At 48.9% G+C, this 585-nt stretch carries 2 protein-coding genes; both read right to left on the bottom strand.

Annotated features, from left to right (window positions below; genetic code table 11):
* A partial coding sequence (locus tag DWW13_RS18625; protein ID WP_243026216.1) for a Maff2 family mobile element protein occupies positions 1–125 on the bottom strand: 125 nt, incomplete at its 3' end.
* 199 nt (positions 126–324) lie between these two features.
* Positions 325–492, bottom strand: coding sequence for a hypothetical protein (locus tag DWW13_RS19155; protein WP_199674893.1), 168 nt, complete (start codon positions 490–492; stop codon positions 325–327).
* Positions 493–585 lie beyond the last annotated feature (93 nt).

The raw sequence follows: 585 nt of genomic DNA, 5'->3' as shown, positions 1-585 counted from the left end.
TTTGCGCCCGGATTGTCGTTTCCATATCCCTCTAAGAGATTGATAACGCCCCAAATGCCAAGTCCTGCTCCAAGAGCGATAACCAAAGTCTGTAATACGCCGATTGCGCTGTTGAAAAATTCCATAAAACTCCTTTCTGCCGCAAATGCGGCTTGCCCCGTAAAAGGGCATAAAAAACGGCGGTCAGTTTTCAAACTGCCGCGGTCATAAGTCCCCGCGCTGCCTAAATGTCTGCCGCGCGGCGGTATTCAGTTGTCAGTGTGGGCGATAGGAATTTTTGTAGGGGCGCGTATCATGCAAGTTGTCTTTTTCTTTGTTACTGCGTCAATTCCTCCTTTCTTTTCGCTGCTGCTCATACAGGGCTTCACACCGTTTCACAAATTGCCGGATAGCAGTCTGCCGCTGCTGTTCCCGTCGTTCAGCAATCGAAACAAGCCCGTTTATGGCTTCTGTGATTTTCTTGTCCTTTTTCTTTCTGATACGTCTATTCATGGTCGGTGTCCTCCTGCAAATCGCTTTCGCTGATTTCGTAGTAGTCAAATACTTCGTCCGGCTTCACAAGGGCGGGTCTGCGCCTTAAATGCT

This window comes from Blautia sp. AF14-40 (assembly GCF_003479665.1).
In the GTDB taxonomy this organism is placed as follows: domain Bacteria; phylum Bacillota; class Clostridia; order Lachnospirales; family Lachnospiraceae; genus Fusicatenibacter; species Fusicatenibacter saccharivorans.
The sequence above is the reverse complement of the archived record's forward strand: the minus strand, read 5'-3'. Positions and strand labels throughout refer to the sequence as shown.

Coding starts and splice junctions, on each gene's coding strand:
- DWW13_RS19155 (WP_199674893.1), bottom strand. CDS start 492: ATGAATAGACGTATCAGAAAGAAAAAGGACAAGAAAATCACAGAAGCC.